14 protein-coding genes are annotated in these 17,085 nt (G+C 49.1%); 10 read left to right on the forward strand and 4 right to left on the reverse strand.

The window, feature by feature from the left end:
- Positions 1–3: 3 nt before the first annotated feature.
- The 5 genes from CPY98_RS19695 to CPY98_RS19715 are packed head-to-tail and all read left to right on the forward strand — an operon-like array spanning position 4 to position 5,481.
- The gene (locus CPY98_RS19695) at positions 4–2,613 is read left to right on the forward strand and encodes a fimbrial biogenesis usher protein (RefSeq protein ID WP_096388644.1); all 2,610 of its coding nucleotides are present in this window, start codon (positions 4–6) and stop codon (positions 2,611–2,613) included.
- On the forward strand, positions 2,613–3,707 hold the full coding sequence (locus tag CPY98_RS19700; protein WP_157743857.1) for a fimbrial protein: 1,095 nt from the start codon (positions 2,613–2,615) through the stop codon (positions 3,705–3,707). Before CPY98_RS19695 ends, CPY98_RS19700 begins: the two co-directional genes overlap by 1 nt.
- A gap of 9 nt (positions 3,708–3,716) precedes the next feature.
- Positions 3,717–4,241, forward strand: coding sequence for a fimbrial protein (locus CPY98_RS19705; RefSeq protein WP_043489622.1), 525 nt, complete (start codon positions 3,717–3,719; stop codon positions 4,239–4,241).
- Positions 4,241–4,774 (forward strand): fimbrial protein, encoded by a 534-nt coding sequence (locus CPY98_RS19710; protein WP_051874043.1) that lies wholly within the window; start codon positions 4,241–4,243, stop codon positions 4,772–4,774. Before CPY98_RS19705 ends, CPY98_RS19710 begins: the two co-directional genes overlap by 1 nt.
- Positions 4,774–5,481 carry a molecular chaperone gene (locus tag CPY98_RS19715; protein WP_096388646.1) on the forward strand — a complete coding sequence of 236 codons (708 nt, stop codon included), beginning with the start codon at positions 4,774–4,776 and terminating at the stop codon, positions 5,479–5,481. Before CPY98_RS19710 ends, CPY98_RS19715 begins: the two co-directional genes overlap by 1 nt.
- A gap of 56 nt (positions 5,482–5,537) precedes the next feature.
- Here the strand turns inward: CPY98_RS19715 and CPY98_RS19720 are convergent, their stop codons facing one another.
- Positions 5,538–6,851 (reverse strand): sodium-dependent transporter, encoded by a 1,314-nt coding sequence (locus CPY98_RS19720; protein WP_043489623.1) that lies wholly within the window; start codon positions 6,849–6,851, stop codon positions 5,538–5,540.
- Between the two features lie 307 nt (positions 6,852–7,158).
- On the reverse strand, positions 7,159–7,494 hold the full coding sequence (uspB, locus tag CPY98_RS19725; RefSeq protein WP_043489625.1) for a universal stress protein UspB: 336 nt from the start codon (positions 7,492–7,494) through the stop codon (positions 7,159–7,161).
- Between the two features lie 786 nt (positions 7,495–8,280).
- Here uspB and uspA point away from each other — a divergent pair.
- The 3 genes from uspA (at position 8,281) to gdhA (ending at position 12,203) form a co-directional block, all read left to right on the forward strand.
- Positions 8,281–8,718, forward strand: a complete 438-nt coding sequence (gene uspA / locus CPY98_RS19730) for a universal stress protein UspA (RefSeq protein ID WP_008815546.1) — start codon at positions 8,281–8,283, stop codon at positions 8,716–8,718.
- A gap of 437 nt (positions 8,719–9,155) precedes the next feature.
- Positions 9,156–10,634 (forward strand): dipeptide/tripeptide permease DtpB, encoded by a 1,479-nt coding sequence (gene dtpB / locus CPY98_RS19735; RefSeq protein WP_096388647.1) that lies wholly within the window; start codon positions 9,156–9,158, stop codon positions 10,632–10,634.
- A gap of 225 nt (positions 10,635–10,859) precedes the next feature.
- Positions 10,860–12,203 carry an NADP-specific glutamate dehydrogenase gene (gene gdhA, locus CPY98_RS19740; RefSeq protein ID WP_043489626.1) on the forward strand — a complete coding sequence of 448 codons (1,344 nt, stop codon included), beginning with the start codon at positions 10,860–10,862 and terminating at the stop codon, positions 12,201–12,203.
- A gap of 169 nt (positions 12,204–12,372) precedes the next feature.
- On the opposite strand, the gene ampC is transcribed toward gdhA, so the two are convergent.
- Positions 12,373–13,542, reverse strand: a complete 1,170-nt coding sequence (gene ampC / locus CPY98_RS19745) for a class C beta-lactamase (RefSeq protein ID WP_043489629.1) — start codon at positions 13,540–13,542, stop codon at positions 12,373–12,375.
- A gap of 226 nt (positions 13,543–13,768) precedes the next feature.
- Between ampC and CPY98_RS19750 the strand changes: the two genes are divergently transcribed.
- Both CPY98_RS19750 and gorA read left to right on the forward strand, forming a co-directional pair.
- On the forward strand, positions 13,769–14,635 hold the full coding sequence (locus CPY98_RS19750; RefSeq protein WP_096388786.1) for a LysR family transcriptional regulator: 867 nt from the start codon (positions 13,769–13,771) through the stop codon (positions 14,633–14,635).
- 207 nt (positions 14,636–14,842) lie between these two features.
- Positions 14,843–16,195 (forward strand): glutathione-disulfide reductase, encoded by a 1,353-nt coding sequence (gene gorA / locus CPY98_RS19755; protein WP_046448865.1) that lies wholly within the window; start codon positions 14,843–14,845, stop codon positions 16,193–16,195.
- A gap of 87 nt (positions 16,196–16,282) precedes the next feature.
- On the opposite strand, the gene CPY98_RS19760 is transcribed toward gorA, so the two are convergent.
- Positions 16,283–16,912 carry a response regulator transcription factor gene (locus tag CPY98_RS19760; protein ID WP_043489632.1) on the reverse strand — a complete coding sequence of 210 codons (630 nt, stop codon included), beginning with the start codon at positions 16,910–16,912 and terminating at the stop codon, positions 16,283–16,285.
- Between the last annotated feature and the right edge of the window lie 173 nt (positions 16,913–17,085).

The raw sequence follows: 17,085 nt of genomic DNA on the forward strand, positions 1-17,085 counted from the left end.
TTCATGCCACGGAGAATGGACTCTTCTCTGCACGGTGTTGCCTGTGCTGTTGCGCAGGCAGTTGGTGTTTTGCCATTGGCGCTGTTTCCCTGCTTTGCCATGGCGGATAATTACTATAACCCTGCATTTTTATCTAACGACCCATCGGCCGTGGCAGATCTATCTCGCTTTGAAAAAAACAGTAGCCAAGCGCCGGGAAAATACCTCGTTGATCTTTACCTTAACGATGTACTTATCTCAACGGAGAACATCAATTTTGTCGCATCGACAAGCGACAAAAGTAAGATTATCCCCTGCCTAACCAGCAAACGTTTAGGGGACATGGGCGTAAATCTAAAAGCCGTTCCCGATCTGGAGAAACTGCCCGCCGATGCCTGTGTTTCTTTAACGGATAGTTTTCCCGGTGCGCGCGCCGACTTTAACATCAAACAGTTACGCCTAGACATTTCCCTACCGCAGGCTGCATTAACGCAGAACGCACGTGGCTATATTCCCCCTGAACAGTGGGATGATGGCATCAACGCCCTAATGTTTAACTACAACTTTACCGGCAGCAATAGCTGGGGCGATAACGTCAGTAATAATTATTATCTCAATCTACAAAGCAATCTCAACGTAGGCGCGTGGCGGGTGCATGACTACTCAAGCGGCACCTATAACGGCGGTGGTTCTAGCGACAGCAGCCATGACTGGCAACATATCAGCACCTATGTGCAGCGCAGCATCATTCCGCTCAAAGGCGAACTGACACTCGGCGACAGCTATACACCATCAGACGTATTCGACAGCCTGGGTTTTCGCGGCATACAAATCGCCTCCGACGATAATATGCTGCCAGATAGCCTGCGTGGTTTTGCCCCAACCGTGCGCGGCATTGCTAAAAGCCACGCCAAAGTTACGGTAAAGCAAAACGGCTATGTTATTTATCAAACTTATGTTTCGGCCGGTGCGTTTGAAATTAACGACCTCTATCCCACGTCATCCAGCGGTGATATGGACGTTGAAATTGAAGAGGCGGACGGCAGCAAAAGCACCTATTCCGTACCCTACTCCGCCGTGCCGCTGTTGCAGCGCGAAGGTCGAGTGAAATACGCCGTTACCGGTGGCCAATACCATTCCAACAACCAAGATCAGGACGAAAATGAGTTTGCTCAGGCAACGATAATCTGGGGGTTACCGTACGGGATCACCGCCTACGGCGGAGTGCAACACTCGGATAACTACCAGTCTGAAGCATTAGGAATGGGGGTAAATCTGGGTGATGTTGGAGCGCTGTCCGTCGACATCACCCAAGCCAGCAGCACGCTGGCAGATGACAGCCAACACACAGGACAGTCGCTGCGTTTTCTCTACGCCAAATCATTAAACTCAACCGGCACTAACTTCCAGCTCATGGGCTATCGCTACTCAACAGAAGGCTTTTATACGCTGGATGAAACCACCTATTCCCACATGAGCGGCTACAACACTGATAATACTCAAGATGACGAGCAGGACGAAGAACCTGATTGGACAGATTATTACGATCTTTATTACAACAAACGCGGGAAAATACAGGTCAATATTTCCCAACAAGTGGGGAGCAACGGTTCAATTTACGTCACGGGCAGCCAGCAAAGCTATTGGAACACCGACGAAACTGACAGCGTTGTTCAGTTGGGCTACAGCGGTAACTATCACGATGTTAATTACAGCATTTCGTGGAACTACAACAAATCGCAGGGTCAGCCAGAAGCGGATCAGCAGGTTGCCATTAATTTCTCCGTGCCAATCGGAAAATGGCTTTCACCGGGTGGCGCTGACAACAGCGATGTGTACAGCTCACCAAACAACGCCTATGCCACCTACAACAACAGCACCGATAACCACGGCAAGATGCAGCAAATGGCGGGGCTCAGCGGCACGCTGCTGAAAGACAATAACCTCAGCTACACCGTACAGCAGGGCTACGCCAATAAAGGCGACGGCACCAACGGCAACGCCTCACTGAACTACCAAGGCACCTACGGCAACAGCAATATTGGCTACAACTATAGCAGCGGCTATCAGCAAGTGGACTATGGCATAAGTGGCGGCATGGTAGCGCATGCCAACGGCATTACCCTCAGCCAGCCACTCAGCAGCACTAACGTGCTGATCAAAGCGCCGGGCGCGGCAAACGTAGACGTAGAAAACAGCACCGGCGTAAAAACCGACTGGCGCGGCTATGCCGTAGTGCCTTACGCCACCACCTACCGCCAAAACCGCATTGCGCTAGATACCAATACGCTGGGCGACAAAGTCGATCTCGACAACGCGGTAGTGAATGTAGTGCCTAGCGAAGGGGCGCTGGTGGTGGCCGATTTCAAAGCCCACACCGGCCTACGCGCACTGGTTATCTTGCTCTATCACCACAAGCCGGTGCCGTTTGGTGCCACCGTTAGCCGCAGCGATAGCGAAAATGGCACCATCGTCGGCGACGACGGCCAAGCCTATATGCTCAGCATGCCATTAAGCGGTGATTTGCAGGTGCAATGGGGCGACGATGCCGATCAACAATGCAAAGTACATTATCAACTGCCAGAAAGTGAAATGAATAAACCTCTTACCCAGTTCAAAGCGGAATGCCAATAATGAAAACGTTCTCTATTTTTAATCTTTCGATATTTAAAAAAATAATACTGGGGCTATTTTTAGTTATTGGCACAACGCAGGTGGCAAAAGCCTATACCGGAGCTTGCTCCGCCGATAATGGCACTTATAATTACTACGACAATTTCGGCATGCTCACCGTTGTTGATCCTAAAGGTAATCAACCAGGTTATCTATTCCCCCGTGCTTATAATTGGAACCTTGGAGGCGTATATACTGCGACTTGCGATTGCGACCCTGCAGAAGAAAAAAAAGCAGGTGTTAACTTAGATATATATTATAAAGCATCTAGCACTCTTTCAATAGGTCACACAGATGGAACATTACAGTTTTATAAAATTAATGACTATTTAGAAGCATCTACATTAGTTTGGATTGGTGGGATGCTAAAGCAATATGTAGCTACTCCATTTCATGATATCAATAACGAATCATCTACAGAGAAATCTGTACGCGTAGATTACGTGTGCGGAGCAAGTGCCAACTCTCAATTTTCGTCTGGTAGTAAGGGATTGTTATGGCTTTATATCACCAAGCCATTCGTTGGCACAACCTATATTGAGAATGTTAGAGTTATCGATATTTATGGCAGTGTCATACCAGGAAGTTATGGTGGTACCCCGTTATCCTCCGTTTGGGTAAATGGACAAGTGACCGTACCGCAAAACTGCGAAATTAACGCAGGGCAAATTATCACCGTTGATTTTGGCAAAATATGGTCTGGTGATTTCACCACCAAAGGCCAAAAACCCGATGGCTATGTAGCCAAAAATATTAAAGCCTCAATGAAGTGCAATAATATTAATGCCTACACCAATTTAACTATTCGCTTCCAAAGTGAAATATCCTCCGATTATCCCGATGCGATTAAAACCAATAACCCCGATATTGGCGTAGAAATTATCGATGATAATGGCCATCTAGTATTACCCAATACGGGGCTTATTCCTTTTCATATCGATGATAAATATGAAGCCAACGTAACGTTTAAAGCCCAGCCGGTTAGCACTACGGGAAATCCGCCTTCTGCCGGTCAGTTTCAGGCGCAGGCCTATATTCGCGTTGATTTTGCCTGAGGATAAACCATGCACAAATTCACTTTTATGTTACTGGCAATATTCTCAGCGCCTCTTTTCGCAGATCTTGGGCACGTTAACCTGATCATGACTGGCACGGTGCTACAGGAAAGCTGCGATATCAGCGCCGATACCAAAAACCAAACGGTGACCATTGGCTCGTTTTCATCGGCCGAATTTAAATCCGTGGGCAGCGTCACTACCGCCGTGCCATTTACTATTCAGCTCAACAAATGCTCGCCCAATATCAGCACCGCAGGCGTCACCTTTAACGGCACCCAGTTTGGCTCCGACCCCACCCAACTGGCGCTAACCGACACCAGCGGCAGCGGCGATTTAGCCGTCGGCGTGGTGGTGCAGGTGTTGGATAACAACGGGCCTATCGCCCTAAACAGCGTCAACGGCACGCGCTACGCGCTGCATCCGGGTGATAAAAATAAGCTGCCATTTTCATTACGTTATCAGGCCACACAGATACCGGTTAAGCCGGGGAATGGTTCTGCCGTTTTATATTTTTCAATGGACTACCAATAATGAAATCCAATACAGGCGTGTTTCATTATGGTTTATTGACGCTAATGATGGCTTCAGGCACCTGTTTGGCCTCCGATGACGGTAAAGGCACCATCAATATTATGGGCGATATCCACAACAATACCTGTGTGGTGGATACCACCGAGCTCAACGTCGATATGGGCAATGTGGCAACCAAACAGTTTTACCAGACGGGAAACGTGCCTCGGCCAGTGCTTTTTAATATAGCTCTCAAAGATTGCGGCCCAGATGTCAGCGGCGTTGCCGTGAAATTCACCGGCGAGTCTGCCGCAGCCAACAGCCCTCTGCTAAAACTCGATGCCTCTGCTGGCGCCGCTACGGGGGTCGGGATTTCCCTTATGGATAAGAACAAAACGCAGATCGCCATCAACGATAGCAGCAAAATTTATCCCCTCACTGCGAGTCAAGAAACGGCGAGGCTGGATTTTTACGCCCAATATTCGGCCTACACCCTACCGATAACCGCTGGTCCGGCAAGCGCTAGCGTCATCTTTACCATGACCTATCAATAATGAATATTTACGCTGTTTGGTGCATCTTTCCGTTGTTAGTGTTTAGCTTCGCTATTCAAGCCGGAGTGGTTATCGGCGGCACACGCTTTATCTACCCAGAGGCGGCGGACTCCATCTCATTTGAGGTTAAAAACACCAGTTCGGATACCTATTTAGTCAATACCAAAATTACCCAAGAGAGCGGCAGTGCTCCGTTTATCGCAACGCCGCCGTTATTTCCTATCTCTCCAGGTGACGCGAATAAAATCCGCATTGTTCGCACCGGTGGCAGTTTACCCAACGATCGTGAAAGCTTATTCCATCTGTATATCGCCGCGATCCCCTCAGGAAAAGCGCCCACAAACAGCCTACAGATTGCGGTGAAATCCCGCATGAAATTATTTTATCGGCCTGAAAACCTAAGAAAGGGCGCCGCAGAGGCTTGGCAAAAACTGGAATGGTCACAAACAAACAGAGAATGGCAGGTGAGAAATCTTTCGCCCTATTACATCACGCTCAGCCAGTTAAAGGTCAATAACCGCCCCAATAATGCCGTTATCATGCTCGCGCCCTTTGAGCAGCAACGCTTTACGGGATGCGAAAAAAGCCAGCCATGCTCAATTTCATGGCGAAGTATCAATGATTACGGCGCATTAACGCCTGTCTGCCATGCTCAAATTAGCGGTGACAAACTTCGACCAAACTCATGTGAGACTAACGAGAAATAAGATGAGCCACGAACTAGGTCGTGGCTCATCTCAACAACAAGGTTATCCGCGCAGCCTTACATCAGCCCTCGCACCAAAATCACACCGATAAACAGCGGGCCAATGTAGCGCCAAGTGATACGCAGACTGGCACGCCAGAAAGGTGAAATATCCGTAGGCATCAGCGTTGCGGCACGCGGCGACCAGCCAAATACTAAGCAGATAATAATACCGAACAGCGGCATCATCAGATTCGAAGTTAAGAAATCCAGCACGTCAAACAGCGTTTTACCACCCAGCGTAAAGCCGCTTAATTCACCGAACGATAAGGTCACAGGAATACCTGCCAGCATGATACTCGCGGTGATAATCAGGCTCGCATTGCGGCGCGACCAGCCCCAGCGCCCCTGAGTAAAGGCAACGATATTTTCCAGCAGAGAAATCGACGAAGACAGCGCAGCCACCAGCAACAGTAAGAAGAAGGCGACGGCCAATACGGCACCACCCGGCAAATGCGCGAAGAACACGGGCATGGTCATAAACGTCAATCCAGGGCCTGCGGCAGGGTCCAGACCCGCTGAGCTTAACGCAGGGAAGATCATCAAGCCCGCCAACACACAAACCAGACACGACAGCGTGACAACCCAAACGCTTGAGCGCGCAATGCCTTTGCTATCCGGCAAGTACGCTCCGTAGGTCACATGAATACCTAAGCCAATCGACAGTGAGAAAAACGCCAGCCCCAGCGCATCCAAAACACTTTTTCCGCTCATATGGCTAAAATCAGGGTATAAGAACAGCTTCAGCCCAGCGCTCGATCCCGGCAGCGTCATACCCACCACAATCAACACCAGCATAATTAAGAACAGCAGCGGCATCATGATCTTAACCGCTTTCTCAACGCCGCGCTGCACGCCGCCTAACACCACATAGCAGGTCAGCGCCGCAAACAGCAGGTGAGTGATTACCGGCAGAAACGGATTGCTAATGAAATCGGTAAACAGCGAATTCAGCTGGCTTGAGTCGGTAATATTCAGCTTGCCCGCCGCCGCCATGAACGTGTATCCCACCGTCCAACCGCCGACCACGCTATAAAAGCTGAAGATACACCATGAGCACGTCACGCCTAACACGCCAACCCAGCCCCAATGACGTCCTGCCAGCTGTTTAAATGCCTTTACCACGCCCTCGCGGGTATGGCTGCCCAGCAGCGTCTCCGCCATGAATACGGCCAGACCCAGCGTAAAACTGAACACCAAAAATACGATCAGAAACGCGCCGCCGCCGTTGGTGGCAGACACATAAGGGAATTTCCAAATAGCACCAATGCCAATCGCAGAGCCTGCGGCAGCCAAAATATGCCCAATTCGAGATGACCACTGCTGACTCATGCGAACCTCCGAGAGGAGGAAAAAATGCTGAACTTCATGTTGATGCTCCGGTGTTGAATAAATGCTGCCGGAGGGTGCTAGAAACAACAAGGCCGCCCTTCCGGCGGCCTTGTGAAATTTGAATGCGTGCAGGCCACCTAGATGATAAGGAGAAGGAGGCTGAGTTGGAGGTTAACTGCTTGCACGTTAGGATTTCCTAAAATTGAATACCTTTTCAAACTAATCAATGTGCATCGTGCCTGCAATCATTATTTTTCACTTTTACCTTTCGGCAACATCCCGTTGTGCCAAATGCTTCCCTCACTGGCTAATACCAAACGACCATGGCGCACAGGCTAACCACCACCAAACCGCATAGCCCGCTGGTTAAAATAAACTGTCGGCGTAGCCGTTCGCAGCGGCGAATAAACTCATCGTCATGGTGATCAAGATAGCGCTGAGCCTGAATATAACGCACCAAACGCACCTGTTTGCTCGGCTGTCCGTGCGAAGTAAAGAAACCACCGCCATCAACATATTGATAAAGCAGGGGATCGCAACCACGCAGAACCACCAGCAACGCACGCAACGAGGAGTAATAGCGCAGCATGTTAATCACGCACACAAAAAACAGCGCCCAAAAAAGCGCGACGGTATTAATCATGATCTCCTCCCGGCATCTTCTCTAGCTAAGCATCAGCGATGAGATAACGGTGCCTTTCAATTTTCTCGCCAGACAACCTTAGTCCAACAGGCATCATCAGACTAAACCACGATGGTTATTATCAACGTCGGCAGAATTACGCTTCACGCTCCGCAACAGTGCCCATTAATCAGTTTAGGAAAGGAACGGAAAAACGGTATGGGGATCACAGAATTAATTTAGCGGGCTAAGCGATAAAGCGCAGAATACGCTGGCGAATGATTTTACCTCGCGATTAATCCCTACAAGAAATCGGCCCAATAGAGATAAACCGAATAACAAAAGCAAAAAAAGGTGAAAATCTTTCTTCAGAAGATAAACAGCTCTTGCTTTACAGCCACGCTATCCTTATAAAAAACGGGTCTACTATTTTTAGTCACAGGCTAAAGCGCACGCTACAGAGTGCCCAATAAGACGATTTTTTCGCCGTTTACGCAGTTTTAACGTGTAAAACCGCGTCTTTTGTGACGAAAGCATGTTCAGCTTTAGCTCAAAAGAGTAAAACAATAGATAGAAGCAATATGTTAAGGATTTGAGTGACGAGTGTGAGCAAAACGACACCCTCGTGATCTATACCCGAAATGATTCGGGTTGCATTGAGGCAACGAGTAAACACAGCCAACAAAAATGCAGCCTGAAGTATGATGGGTATGAATGAATGCTAACATGCAGGCATGCAAGCGAAACTAGGTAGCGACACCCAATGCCTGCTACCCCGTTAACCGGCTTTATGGAAGGAGTAAACTTATGGCTTATAAACACATTCTGGTTGCTGTAGACCTTTCCCCAGAAAGTAACATCTTGGTTGAGAAAGCAGTATCTATGGCGCGCCCTTATGACGCTAAAGTTTCTCTGATTCACGTGGATGTTAACTATTCTGACCTGTACACCGGCCTAATTGACGTGAATCTGGGCGACATGCAGAAACGTATTTCTGACGAAACTCACCACGCCTTGACCGAGCTTTCTCAAAACGCAGGCTACCCAATTACCGAAACCCTGAGCGGCAGCGGCGATTTGGGTCAGGTACTGGTTGATGCTATTAAGAAATACGATATGGATTTGGTTCTGTGCGGACATCATCAGGATTTCTGGAGCAAGCTGATGTCTTCTGCGCGCCAATTGATCAACACCGTACACATCGACATGTTGATTGTTCCACTACGTGACGAAGACGAAGACTAACCTTTTCGCTCTTCTGCTCAATTAAGCTTTCAACGCCCGCTCTGCGGGCGTTTTTGTTTTTACCCTACCAACCCCCTCCCAGCCTCCCCCTTCACAGGGGGAGGGGCCGATCGAGATGCCTACAAGCATCACAGCACAGTTCCCTCCCCTGCCAAGGGGAGGGTTAGAGTGGGGTTATGCTTTCAGCTTCAGCTAAAAACTTAAGGTGGGGTCATTGAATTCTCTACAAAAAAACCACGAATCATCTTTTAAAGAGTGTGATCAACCACTAAGATCGCAATCAGTCCATACAATAATCTACATCATCACCAAAAATTGGCATTAACACGGCATCAAAACATATAAAAACGGAATTCTATTTCATCAGGGATGTATCTTCGGCAGCAGGCTCCGCGCATGCCTACACTTAATTAATCAATATTCGAAGGCGAACTAATATGAATAAGCCCGCCCCAGTCGGTTTATTGCAGCAACCTAAACCGTTTTTCATGATTTTCTTTGTTGAGCTATGGGAACGCTTTGGTTACTACGGCGTGCAAGGCATTCTGGCTGTTTTCTTCGTTAAACAGCTAGGCTTCTCACAGGAACAGGCCTTCATCACCTTCGGCGCATTTGCTGCTTTGGTTTATGGACTGATCTCCATCGGCGGCTACGTCGGCGACCACCTGCTTGGCACCAAACGAACCATGGTACTGGGCGCAATTGTCTTAGCGCTCGGCTACTTCATGACCGGTTTGTCACTGCATAAACCCGATATGATCTTTATCGCCCTCGGGACTATCGCGGTTGGTAACGGCCTGTTTAAAGCCAACCCGGCCAGCCTGCTATCGAAATGCTATCCGCCAAAAGATCCCCGCTTAGACGGCGCATTTACCCTGTTTTATATGTCTATCAATATCGGCTCGCTGCTGTCATTGTCACTGGCTCCGATTATTGCCGACAAATATGGCTACGCCGTGACCTATAACTTATGCGGCATTGGCTTAGTCGTGGCATTGCTGGTTTATTTCTGCTGCCGTGGCATGGTGCGTGACATCGGTTCAGAGCCTGATGCCAAACCAATGAACTTCAAAAACCTGCTGCTGGTGCTCATCGGCACCGTGGTTATGGTGTACGTTTGTGCATGGCTGATGCATAACGTCAAAGTTGCCAATATCGTGCTGATCGTGCTGTCGATCATCGTGGTTTTCTTCTTCTTCCGTGAAGCGTTTAAGCAGAATAAAAGCGACCGCAACCGCATGTACGTGGCTTTCGTTTTAATGATTGAAGCCGTACTGTTTTATATTCTGTATGCCCAGATGCCGACCTCGCTGAACTTCTTTGCGATTAACAACGTACACCATGAAATCCTGGGTATCGCAATTAACCCAGTTAGCTTCCAAGCACTAAACCCATTCTGGGTGGTCGTTGCCAGCCCGATTTTGGCATCGCTCTATACGCGTTTCGGCGCTAAAGGCAAAGACCTGACCATGCCTGCCAAATTTACGCTGGGTATGTTCCTGTGCTCGCTGGGCTTCCTAACTGCCGCAGCGGCTGGGCTCTGGTTTGCCGATGCGCAGGGTCTGACGTCTCCGTGGTTTATTGTGCTGGTTTATCTATTCCAAAGTCTGGGTGAGCTGATGATTAGCGCCTTAGGCTTAGCCATGGTGGCTGCGCTGGTGCCTCAGTATTTGATGGGCTTCATTCTTGGGATGTGGTTCTTAACGCAGGCCGCCGCCTTCCTGCTTGGTGGCTATGTGGCAACCTTTACTGCCGTACCTGAAGGTATTAGCGATCCGCTGCAAACCCTGCCAATTTATACTGGCGTATTCAGCAAAATCGGCATCGCCACCTTTGTTATCGCCATCATTATGGCCGCAATGGTGCCATGGCTAAACCGCATGATGAATACCCAACCGGAAAGCCAAAAAGCGTAAATACACGTCTTTTCGTCATTTCCCCTAACGCCTCCATCTGGAGGCGTTTTTATTTGCTACGTGATAATAAATCGCTTGATTAAAAACCTATTCCTAGTGATATAGTCAAAACGCAAACACAAAACATAATTGCATTTATAACCATAAAAAACGCATAAAACATCAACCACACTTCCCCTAAATAATCCAAGTTGAAGGACTACGGGAAATAAGGAGTACCAAACTATGGAGCAGCTATTGTCTCTGGAAAACTTTCTCGCCAGCGTACAACAACGCGATCCCAACCAACCCGAATTCTTGCAGGCCGTGCGAGAAGTAATGACCACCCTGTGGCCATTTCTAGAGAAAAATCCACGCTATCGTGACGCCGCCCTGCTAGAACGCCTGATCGAGCCTGAACGTGTCATTCAGTTCCGCGTCACATGGGTTGACGATCGTGGACAGGTTCAGGTCAACCGCGCATGGCGCGTACAGTTTAGCTCGGCCATTGGGCCATTTAAGGGCGGAATGCGCTTCCATCCTTCAGTTAATCTGTCGATCCTGAAATTCCTTGGCTTTGAGCAAACGTTTAAAAACGCGCTTACCACGCTGCCGATGGGCGGGGGTAAAGGCGGGAGTGATTTCAATCCGAAAGGAAAAAGCGACGGCGAAATCATGCGCTTCTGCCAAGCCTTAATGACTGAACTGTATCGTCATTTAGGTGCCGACACCGACGTTCCGGCGGGTGATATCGGCGTGGGTGGGCGAGAAGTGGGCTTTATGGCCGGCATGATGAAAAAGCTGTCGAACAACACCGCATGCGTATTCACCGGTAAAGGGCTGTCGTTTGGCGGCAGTTTAATCCGCCCTGAAGCGACGGGCTATGGCCTGGTTTACTTCACCGACGCCATGCTAAAACGCCATGGTTTAGGCTTTGAAGGAATGAAGGTCGCGGTATCAGGCTCGGGGAACGTGGCTCAATACGCCATCGAGAAAGCAATGGAGCTGGGCGCGCGCGTCGTCACCGCTTCAGACTCTAACGGCACCGTAGTCGATGAAGCTGGCTTTACGCCGGAAAAACTGGCGCGTCTGTGCCAGATTAAATCTCAGCAGGATGGGCGCATTGCCGACTATGCCAAAGAGTTTGGCCTCACTTATCTTGAAGGCCAGCAGCCTTGGGGCATCAGCGTTGATATCGCTCTGCCTTGCGCCACCCAAAACGAACTGGATGCGCCAGCCGCACGTCTGTTGATCGCCAATGGTGTTAAAGCCGTGGCCGAAGGCGCAAATATGCCAACTACGATTGAAGCCACGGATCTCTTCCTTGAAGCGGGTGTCTTATTTGCGCCGGGTAAAGCGGCTAACGCCGGTGGCGTAGCAACATCGGGTTTAGAAATGGCGCAGAACGCGGCACGCATGGGTTGGAAGGCTGAAAAAGTGGATTTGCGCCTGCATCACATCATGCTAGATATTCACCAAGCCTGCGTGGAATACGGCGGTGAAGATAAACAAACTAACTATGTGCGCGGGGCGAATATTGCAGGCTTTGTGAAAGTCGCAGATGCCATGCTGGCGCAGGGTGTTTTATAAGGTTTTCTCAAGAAGTTACCCCACCCTAGCCCTCCCCTTCGCAGGGGAGGGAACCGAACGGTGCCCCATCAAATATTCGAGCTGCCAACGAGCGATGTTGATTAGGTACTCGGTCTGCCCCTCCCCCTGCCAAGGGGGAGGCTGGGAGGGGGCTGTATAACTGAACTGATTACTTCCCTTCCAACTCGCTTAAGATTTTATACGCCACCGTTACACGCTGATCGATAGAGTAGTTTTTGTTCGCCAGCATCACGATACCCATCTTTTTAGCCGGAACAAATGCGATGTAGGCACCAAAACCATTGGTGGAACCGGTTTTGTTAATCCATACATTTTCCTGTGGTGGCAGCGGTGGAACAATCGGCGTAGCAACGCTTTTTGTCATCGCCATATCGTTGCCAGTGAGCAGATCCGGCAGAGATACCGGATATGGCAGCTGTTCCCACATCAGATCCTGCGTGATTTTGCCTGACTTGAAGTAACCGATATGCGTGTCGGTGAGCGCTTTTTGCAGCGTCGAATTTCCATCAAGTTTTAGCTGCCCCATATTGGCTTGCACATAGCGAATCAGGTCACTCGCATTGGTTCTAATGCCATAGGCTTCGTTGCCCAACACTTCCATATTAACGTGGATCGGCTCATTCTTTTTGTTATAGCCCCAAGCATAATTTTCCGCTTGGTCTGCTGGAACATTAAGATAGGTGTGCGTCATGCCCAACTTCGGAAGGAGCGTTTTCTCAATCGCATCTTCGTAAGTCATTCCCATGCTTTGCGCGGCAATCATGCCCAACAAGCCGGTACCAATATTGGAATAAACACGGTGAGTCCCCGCAGGATCGGCGGGTTTCCACGCTTTCAGATAAGCCATCAGCTGATCGGTGTTTTTCACTTCTTCAGGCATGAACAGCGCTAAACCTGTGGTATGCGTTCCCGCATTCAGCACGCTAATGTGATCGAAGCTGCTGCCGCGCAGTTCTGGAACATAATGGCTAATGCTTTTATCCAGCGATAACTTGCCGCTGACCTGTGCATAAGACGCCAGCGTCGCTGCAAAGGTTTTGCTCAGCGAGCCAACTTCAAATAGCGTGTTGTCCGTTACGGGCTGCTGGGGCTGTTTGGAGGCTAAGCCATAGTTATAAATATAATTTTTACCGTTCAGCGTAACTGCCACCGACATGCCCGGAATATTATTCTTCTGCATCAGCGGCTGGATCAGGCTATCAACGGTGTCTTTAATTTTGGCCTGATCCATTTCTGACGCCATGGCACCCTGAGCCGTTAAAGCCAGACAGGTAATCACGGATAACAACTTCAATGTGCTCTGCATTTTTTTACGCATATCAAATGACCTTTTAATCGGAGATATTTTGAATCTTGCACGCCTATCAGCATGCAAAAGAAAAAGTTTAGCGAAATAATCATTCACACGATGAGCCTAGGGCACCACTACGCCAAACTCATCGTGGCGGCAGGAATATCCGCTATCACCCGTAGATTGACAAGCGAGATTAAATTCCCTTAGGGTAAAGAAAAACTTATAGCTAGCTTCTTAAAGGGCCATGATCATGCGTTCCCATCTCCCGCTTAACGCGCTGCGCGCCTTTGAAGCCTCAGCCCGCCACCTTAGTTTTACTCGTGCGGGGCTGGAGCTCAGCGTGACTCAAGCCGCCGTTAGCCAGCAAGTGCGCACCCTAGAGGCGAGGTTAGGGACGCAGCTATTTAAGCGCCTACCGCGAGGATTAGAACTCACCGATGAAGCTCATGTCTTAATGCCGGTGCTCAGCGAAGCGTTTAGCCAAATTGAGGCGGTGCTTAAACAGTTTGACGGCGGTCATTTTCATGAAGTGCTAACCGTCGCTGCGGTAGGCACTTTCGCCGTGGGCTGGCTGATGCCTCGCTTACAAAGTTTTAACGCTGACCATCCCTTTGTTGAGCTTAGACTGCTCACCAATAACAATCTGGTTAATTTAGCCGGAGAAGGCTTAGATTTTGCCATACGCTTTGGCAACGGCATGTGGCCCGCGACCCATAACGTTCGGCTATTTGATGCTCCCCTCAGCGTACTGTGTACTCCTAGCGTTGCTCAGCGATTAGAGCAGCCTCAAGATTTAGCCAAAGAAACGCTTATGCGCTCTTATCGAGCCGAAGAGTGGAACAACTGGTTTCTCGCGGCGGATATTGAGCCCATCAGAGTTAACGGGCCTATTTTCGATTCGTCACGCTTGATGGTTGAAGCTGCTATTCAGAATGGGGGCGTCGCGCTGGCTCCAGCCAAAATGTTCGAACACGAACTACAAAACGGCATATTAGTGAGCCCTTTTGATATCAGCGTTGAAGTCGGTAGCTATTGGCTAACGTGGCTGAAATCCAAACCCTTATCACCCGCCATGCAACAGTTCCAGCAATGGCTTGTGGCACAAGTCAACGAGTAGCGTTGTTAACATAACCATGACCAAACCGTGGCCTATCACAACCATAGACGCAACCTTTGCGGCAATAGCGTGAGTAGCGGTACACTCTAAGACAATTTTCTCACCGGCAGTGATTAGCTTTGCGCCGCCGGATATATACCCTAAATAATTCAAGTGGCATCGAGGCGGCTTGAAGTATGACGGGTACACAACTCATGGAACTCCCTGATGACTAAACATTATGACTATCTCGCAATTGGCGGTGGCAGCGGCGGTATTGCTTCCATCAACCGTGCGGCCATGTATGGCCAAAAGTGTGCGCTGGTTGAAGCCAAGTATCTGGGCGGCACCTGCGTAAACGTGGGTTGTGTGCCGAAAAAAGTAATGTGGCACGCTGCACAAATCGCGGAAGCGATCCATCTGTATGGCCCTGACTATGGTTTTGATACCACGGTGAATAAGTTCGATTGGGGCAAACTGATCGAAAGCCGCACCGCCTATATCGACCGTATCCATCAGTCCTATGAACGTGGACTGGGCAACAATAAAGTGGATGTGATCCACGGCTTTGCCAAATTTATTGATGCGCATACCGTTGAAGTGAACGGCGAAACCATCACCGCCGATCATATCCTGATCGCAACCGGTGGCCGCCCTTCTCGCCCGAATATTCCAGGGGCAGAATACGGCATTAACTCCGATGGTTTCTTTGAATTAGATGCACTGCCAAAACGCGTGGCAGTGGTGGGTGCTGGCTATATCGCAGTAGAAATTGCCGGTGTGCTGAATGGTTTGGGCTCTGAAACCCATCTGTTCGTGCGTAAACACGCGCCTCTGCGTACCTTTGATCCAATGATCGTTGAAGCATTGGTTGAAGTGATGAACGCCGAAGGCCCGCAGTTGCACACCCAGTCAGTGCCAAAATCCGTGGTTAAAAATAGCGACGGTAGCCTGACGTTAACGCTGGAAAATGGCAAAACGTTTGAAGTTGACTGCCTGATTTGGGCCATTGGCCGTGAACCTGCCAACGACAATATCAACCTGAGCGCCGCGGGTGTCAAAACCAACGATAAAGGCTATATCACCGTTGATAAATATCAGAATACCAACGTAAAAGGCATTTATGCCGTTGGTGATAACACCGGTGCCGTTGAGTTAACGCCGGTCGCCGTTGCTGCAGGCCGCCGCTTGTCTGAGCGTTTGTTTAACAACAAACCTGATGAGCATCTCGACTACAGCAATATTCCAACCGTAGTATTCAGCCATCCGCCAATTGGCACCGTTGGTTTAACTGAAGACCAGGCGAAAGAGCAGCATGGCGAAGACAACGTGAAGGTGTACAAATCCTCCTTCACCGCGATGTATACCGCTGTGACTCAGCACCGCCAACCGTGCCGCATGAAGCTGGTCTGCGTAGGTAAAGATGAGAAGATCGTTGGCATCCACGGTATTGGCTACGGCATGGATGAAATGCTACAGGGCTTTGCCGTTGCACTGAAAATGGGTGCAACCAAAAAAGACTTCGACAACACCGTGGCGATCCACCCAACAGGCTCGGAAGAGTTTGTAACTATGCGCTAATCATTGATGGCGCAGTAACAGAAAAGGCCGAAGATTTCTCTTCGGCCTTTTGTTTATCTTTCTCTCAGGCTTGATGTTATTGCACGATCACGAAATGTCGTGAATAAAGCTCAAAAAGTCGCTTTTACGCAGCAAAGATAGGCGCTCACGGAACTGACGCAGCTTGCTGTAGATCGACTTGTCCGCGGTATGTAGCTTGGCAGCGATACACTTCACACGCATGCCGCTCATCATGTCATCTAAGATCGTGAACGTTTCTTCAGTGACGCGACCCGGACCATTGGATGTCTGGAACGTATGCTGAACTTCTTGCGTCACAAAACGACCACCGCGCAGGACTTCCTGCACCGCTGATTCTACCGACTCAAGGGACGCTTTCTTGTTAATAAAACTTGCATTATCAATGAGTCGAATGAAATTCAGCGTATGCTCTGCCTGATTCGATGTCCAAAATACGGTGCGATAGGCATCATACGAACGTAAACCGGCCAGAGTACGAACCACCTGAAAAATAGATTGATTCAAGCTGTCTAAATCAACCATAACAATTTTGGCTCTATCAGAATCAATCACAGCCCCTTGGCCTAGAGGTGCAATTTTCTTCAATAGGCTTTTTACTCCCGCAGCAAACATAGGATCGTCAGATAAAATAGCGATCACCGCGTTATCAATATTAATGACTTCAAGCTCAGATGATGATGTGGATAATGAATTCACTTTTTATTACCTTAAATATCATCGGCAACACCACTGCGGGGTATCTTGCCTAGTAGTACATCCTTGTGATAACTCCAATCCGACGCTATGCAGCTGCAATATAAAATCAAGCAGTCATGAGATAAAAACGCAATAGGATGATTTTCAATATCATCCACAAATACCAAATGAGT

This window comes from Hafnia sp. CBA7124 (assembly GCF_002355555.1).
Lineage (GTDB): Bacteria > Pseudomonadota > Gammaproteobacteria > Enterobacterales > Enterobacteriaceae > Hafnia > Hafnia alvei.

What these genes read in the sequence shown, in the direction of transcription:
- CPY98_RS19695 (WP_096388644.1), top strand. Translation starts at nt 4, where the DNA reads ATGCCACGGAGAATGGACTCTTCTCTGCACGGTGTTGCCTGTGCTGTT.
- CPY98_RS19700 (WP_157743857.1), top strand. Translation starts at nt 2,613, where the DNA reads ATGAAAACGTTCTCTATTTTTAATCTTTCGATATTTAAAAAAATAATA.
- CPY98_RS19705 (WP_043489622.1), top strand. Translation starts at nt 3,717, where the DNA reads ATGCACAAATTCACTTTTATGTTACTGGCAATATTCTCAGCGCCTCTT.
- CPY98_RS19710 (WP_051874043.1), top strand. Translation starts at nt 4,241, where the DNA reads ATGAAATCCAATACAGGCGTGTTTCATTATGGTTTATTGACGCTAATG.
- CPY98_RS19715 (WP_096388646.1), top strand. Translation starts at nt 4,774, where the DNA reads ATGAATATTTACGCTGTTTGGTGCATCTTTCCGTTGTTAGTGTTTAGC.
- CPY98_RS19720 (WP_043489623.1), bottom strand. Translation starts at nt 6,851, where the DNA reads ATGAGTCAGCAGTGGTCATCTCGAATTGGGCATATTTTGGCTGCCGCA.
- uspB (WP_043489625.1), bottom strand. Translation starts at nt 7,494, where the DNA reads ATGATTAATACCGTCGCGCTTTTTTGGGCGCTGTTTTTTGTGTGCGTG.
- uspA (WP_008815546.1), top strand. Translation starts at nt 8,281, where the DNA reads ATGGCTTATAAACACATTCTGGTTGCTGTAGACCTTTCCCCAGAAAGT.
- dtpB (WP_096388647.1), top strand. Translation starts at nt 9,156, where the DNA reads ATGAATAAGCCCGCCCCAGTCGGTTTATTGCAGCAACCTAAACCGTTT.
- gdhA (WP_043489626.1), top strand. Translation starts at nt 10,860, where the DNA reads ATGGAGCAGCTATTGTCTCTGGAAAACTTTCTCGCCAGCGTACAACAA.
- ampC (WP_043489629.1), bottom strand. Translation starts at nt 13,542, where the DNA reads ATGCGTAAAAAAATGCAGAGCACATTGAAGTTGTTATCCGTGATTACC.
- CPY98_RS19750 (WP_096388786.1), top strand. Translation starts at nt 13,769, where the DNA reads ATGCGTTCCCATCTCCCGCTTAACGCGCTGCGCGCCTTTGAAGCCTCA.
- gorA (WP_046448865.1), top strand. Translation starts at nt 14,843, where the DNA reads ATGACTAAACATTATGACTATCTCGCAATTGGCGGTGGCAGCGGCGGT.